Origin of the sequence: Mycobacterium sp. 1423905.2 (assembly GCF_001673155.1) — a bacterium.
In the GTDB taxonomy this organism is placed as follows: Bacteria; Actinomycetota; Actinomycetes; order Mycobacteriales; family Mycobacteriaceae; genus Mycobacterium.
In genome coordinates this window covers 1-4398 of record NZ_LZLE01000014.1, presented here as the reverse complement: position 1 = coordinate 4398, position 4398 = coordinate 1, and the positions used below count along the sequence as shown (strand labels likewise).

Below are 4398 nucleotides of genomic sequence, written 5' to 3'. Positions count from 1 at the left end.
TCGACGGCAAAGCCAAATCAAGCCACGATCTAGAGCGACGCCACCACGCCGGCGCAATCGCGGGCGATAGCCAGCTCTTCGTTGGTCGGTACCACCAGCACGGCAATCCGCGACCCCTCCGCCGAGATCAACCGCGGCCCCGACGCGGAAGCGGAATTCAACTCCTCGTCGACCTCGAGGCCGAGTTCACCCATCCCGGCCAACGCGTCCCGGCGCACCGCGACGTCGTTCTCACCGACCCCGCCGGTGAAGGTGAGCGCATCGGTGTGCCCCAGTACGGCCAGATACGCCCCGATGTACTTGCGCAGCCGGTGAACGAATACGTCGTAGGCCAATTTCGCTGCGCTGTCCCCGGATTGAATCGCCTCGCCGATTTCACGGAAGTCGTTGGACCCGCACAACCCCAGCACTCCGGAACGGTGGTTGAGCATCGACTCGATCTCCTCAACCCCCATCTTCGCTGCGCGCCACAGGTAGTGGATGACACCCGGATCGATGTCGCCGCTGCGCGTGCCCATGACCAGCCCTTCCAGCGGCGTCAGACCCATGGACGTCTCCACCGGCCGACCGCCCGCGATCGCCGAGGCCGACGCGCCGTTACCCAGATGCAGCACAATCTGATTCAGCCCGTCCAGTGGTCGGCCCAGCACCTCGGCGGCGCGTTCGCTGACGTACTGATGAGAGGTTCCATGAAACCCGTAACGACGAATCTGCCACCGCTGCGCCACTTCCCGGTCGATCGCGTAAGTCGCCGCAGCCGCCGGCAGTTCGTGGAAGAACGCCGTATCGAACACCGCGATATGCGGAGTCTCGGGCAGCAACTTACGCGCAACCTCGATGCCCTCCACCGCGGGCGGGTTATGCAATGGTGCCAGCGTCGACAGTTCCTTGAGCTTGTCGATCACCGCATCGTCCAGCAGCGTCGGTCGATAGAAGTCGTTGCCGCCGTGAACAACTCGATGGCCGACCGCGACCAGTCCGCAGTTTTGTATGTCGATGCCGTCGTCAGCCAGTTGGTCGAACGCGCGATGCAACGCCGCGTCATGGTCGCGCACCGGCGACGACGCCTCGCCAATCTGCTCGACGCGACCACTGGCCCGGGACTCCCCGGACGCCGGATCCACCAGTTGAAACTTCAGCGACGAAGAACCGGAGTTGATGACGAGGACCAGTCGACTACTCATGAATACCCTGTGCTTGAATCGCGGTGATGGCAACGGTATTGACGATGTCCTCGACCAGCGCCCCGCGGGACAGATCGTTGACCGGTTTGCGCAGACCCTGCAATACCGGGCCGATTGCGATGGCGCCCGCGCTACGCTGCACCGCCTTGTAGGTGTTGTTGCCGGTGTTGAGGTCGGGAAAGATCAGCACCGTCGCGCGGCCGGCGACCGGCGAATCCTTCATCTTGGTAGCCGCGACGGACGGATCCACCGCCGCGTCGTACTGGATGGGCCCCTCGACCAACAGATCTGGCGCCCGGGAGCGCACCAATTCCGTGGCGGCTCTGACCGAATCGACGTCCGCTCCGCTACCGGACTCGCCCGTGGAGTAGGACAGCATGGCCACGCGCGGCTCGATCCAGAACTGCGCGGCGGTGCGGGCCGAGGATATGGCGATGTCGGCCAGTTGCTCGACGGTGGGATTGGGGATGATCGCGCAGTCACCGTAGGCCAATACCCGGTCCGGCAGGCACATCAGGAAGATGCTGGACACGGTGGATACGTCGGGCACCGTCTTGATGATCTCCAACGCCGGTCGCACGGTGTGGGCCGTGGTGTGCACCGCCCCGGACACCATGCCGTCGACCATGCCGTTGTACACCAGCATGGTCGCGAAATACGTGGCGTCGTTCATGATTTCGTGGGCGTGTTCGAGGGTGACACCTTTGTGCTTGCGCATGTCTGCGTACTGCGAAGCGAACTGTTCGCGCTGATCACTGGTCCGCGGGTCGATCACCCGCGCGTCGTCCAGGTCCACCCCGAGTTCCGCGGCGCGCAACCGGACTTGGGCTTCGTCGCCCAGTATGGTGAGGTCGGCGACGCTGCGCTGCAGCAGGCGACCGGCCGACCGCAGAATGCGGTCGTCCTCGCCTTCGGGTAGCACGATGTGTTTGCGGTCGACGCGCGCCTGGTGCCGCAACCGATGGGTGAACATCTGCGGGGTGACGACGGCCGGAATCGGGACACTGAGCTGCGCCAGAAGGTCGGCGGTGTCGACGTAGTGATCCATCAACTCCAGCGCCGTGTCGATCTTGCGTTGCGACGCCGCGGTGACCCGCCCCCGCGCCGAAGCCACCGCGCTGGCCGTGTCGTAGGTGCCCAGATCGGTGGTGATGATGGGCAATCGCAGCCGCAGGCCGGAGACCAGCGCCGCGATGGAGGGGTGCGGTTGGATACCGCCGTTGAGGACGATGCACGACAGGGACGGAAAACCTTCTGCCGCATGGGCACTGGCGACGGCGAGGACGACGTCGGAGCGATCGCCGGGCGTGATGACCGCCATGCCGTCGCGTAGGCGTTCCAGCACGTGCTCGGCGGTCATCCCGGCGACCAGTACGCCCAGCACCTCACGGTCGGCCAACTGCGCGTCGCCACGAATCTGCGTTCCGTGCACGGCCCTGGTCAGCTCGGCCACCGTCGGTGCGGCCAACAGCGGCTCCTCGGGCAGCACATAGGCGCGAGGCGCGAACGCGCGCAACGCATTTGCGACGGCGTCAAGCTGGGCCGGGTCGCACCGGTTGGCGACGACGGCCGCGGCGTGCGCGCGTTCGGCGGTCAGCTCAGCCAGGCATACCGCGACCACACTGGCGATCTCGTCGGGCGTGCGCCCCTTGCCGCGAACCGTCAACAGCACCGGCGCACCGAGATTGGCGGCGATGCGGGCGTTGACCGACAGCTCGGCCGGGCTGGTGACGTCGGTGTAGTCACTGCCGACGATCAGCACGGCGTCACACGACTGCGCCATGGCGTGGTAGGACTCCACAATGCTGCCGATCGCCGCATCGCGGTCGTCGTGCAACTGTTGGTAGGTCACGCCGACGCACTGGTCGTACGGTATGCCCGCCGTGGCGTGCTCCAGCAGCAACTCGAGGATGTAGTCGCGCTCGCCGTTGGTCGCGCGTCGCGCGATCGGCCGGAACACACCGACTTTGGCGACTTTCGCGGTCAGCCGATGTAGCAGCCCCAGCGCGACGGTCGACTTACCGGTCTCCGACTCAGGCGCAGCGACATAGATCGACCAGACGTCGGTGTCGGGGCCGGGCACAACCCGTCAGCCCAGCCGCCGCAACCGGGGCTCCAGGTCCCGTTGGAACAGCTCCAGGAACCGGCGCTGGTCGTGGCCGGGTGCGTGGAATACCAGGTGGTTCAGACCCCAGTCGACGTAATCCTTGACCTTCTCTACCGCCTCGTCGGGGTCGGAGGCCACGATCCAGCGCTTGGCGACCTGCTCGATGGGCAACTCGTCGGCCGCCTTCTCCATTTCGAGGGGGTCGTGGATGCTGGTCTTCTGTTCGGCGGTCAGCGACAGCGGCGCCCAGAACCTGGTGTTCTCCAGCGCCAGCTCGGGGTCGGTGTCATAGGAAATCTTGATTTCAATCATCCGGTCGATGTCGTCGGGGTTCTTTCCCGCGGCTTCCGCGCCCTCCCTCATGGCGGGGATGAGCTTGTCCTTATACAACTCTTCGCCCTTACCGGAGGTGCAGATGAAGCCGTCGCCGGCACGGCCGGCGTATTTGGCGACCTGGGGTCCCCCGGCGGCGATGTAAATGGGGATGCCGCCCTCGGGCACGTCATAGATGGACGCGCCTTTGGTGTGGTAGTACTCGCCCTCGAAGTCGACCCGGTCGCCCAGCCACAGCTCGCGCATCAGCCGGACCGATTCGCGCAGTCGTGCGTAGCGCTCCTTGAATTCGGGCCACTCGCCCTCGTATCCGGTGGCGATCTCGTTCAGCGACTCACCGGTTCCGACGCCCAAGAAGATGCGATCCGGGTAGAGGCACCCCATCGTGGCGAACGCCTGGGCGATGACGGCGGGGTTGTATCGGAAGGTGGGAGTGAGCACCGAGGTGCCCAGCAGCAGCCGTTGGGTGCGTTCGCCGACGGCGGTCATCCACGCCAGAGAGAACGGGGCGTGTCCACCCTCGTGGCGCCAAGGCTGGAAGTGGTCGCTGACGGTGGCGCTGTCCATGCCATGCTCTTCGGCGGCGACGGCCAGCTCGACGAGCTCACGCGGTGCGAATTGTTCAGCGGACGCCTTGTACCCGAGTCTTAATCCAGCCACTAGTTCTTTCTACTCCTAGGATCGCTTCCCCTTGAACTCACGGTCGCGACCCGCTGCGCCCGGCTTCGCCGCGCTGGCGATCGCTCCGCCCAAAAAGTCGCGACCCGCTGCGCC

The 4398-nt window shown here is 65.7% G+C and carries 3 protein-coding genes; all 3 read right to left on the bottom strand.

The window, feature by feature from the left end:
- Positions 1-29: 29 nt before the first annotated feature.
- Genes A9W95_RS00720 through fgd form a run of 3 tightly spaced genes read right to left on the bottom strand, consistent with a single transcriptional unit; the run spans position 30 to position 4284 of the window.
- Complete coding sequence (locus A9W95_RS00720) at positions 30-1184, bottom strand: acetate kinase (RefSeq protein ID WP_067408738.1); 1155 nt, start codon at positions 1182-1184, stop codon at positions 30-32.
- Positions 1177-3267, bottom strand: a complete 2091-nt coding sequence (gene pta / locus A9W95_RS00715; RefSeq protein ID WP_067408736.1) for a phosphate acetyltransferase — start codon at positions 3265-3267, stop codon at positions 1177-1179. Before pta ends, A9W95_RS00720 begins: the two co-directional genes overlap by 8 nt.
- A 6-nt stretch (positions 3268-3273) precedes the next feature.
- Complete coding sequence (fgd, locus tag A9W95_RS00710) at positions 3274-4284, bottom strand: glucose-6-phosphate dehydrogenase (coenzyme-F420) (protein ID WP_067408734.1); 1011 nt, start codon at positions 4282-4284, stop codon at positions 3274-3276.
- Positions 4285-4398: the final 114 nt, after the last annotated feature.

Bases quoted from the DNA above. Each gene is read 5' to 3' on its own strand.
- A9W95_RS00720 (WP_067408738.1), bottom strand. From the start codon at position 1,184: ATGAGTAGTCGACTGGTCCTCGTCATCAACTCCGGTTCTTCGTCGCTG.